Source organism: Citrobacter sp. TBCS-14 (assembly GCF_005280805.1).
Taxonomy (GTDB): domain Bacteria; phylum Pseudomonadota; class Gammaproteobacteria; order Enterobacterales; family Enterobacteriaceae; genus Citrobacter; species Citrobacter gillenii.
Genome location: NZ_SZWM01000532.1, coordinates 1 through 204 on the forward strand (window position 1 = coordinate 1; position 204 = coordinate 204).

Annotated in this window: 1 protein-coding gene; it reads left to right on the forward strand. The window is 50.0% G+C overall.

Features of this window, described 5'->3' with window-relative positions; genetic code table 11:
* The coding region (locus FDX22_RS19715; protein WP_186805361.1) for a 5'-nucleotidase C-terminal domain-containing protein at positions 1–204 on the forward strand (204 nt) is incomplete at both ends.

Here is a 204-nt window from a genome sequence, read left to right on the forward strand (position 1 = left end):
AGCAGTAAACCGGTCGGTCAGCGAGTCACCGTATTGACGTTAAACGGCCAACCCATTGAAGACGCCACCATCTATCACATTGCCACCAATAGCTTCCTGGCGGACGGTGGTGATGGTTTTGCCGCATTTACCGAAGGTAAAGCGCGAAATACATCCGGAGGCTACTACATCTCTAATGCGGTTGTTGATTATTTCAAAGCGGGA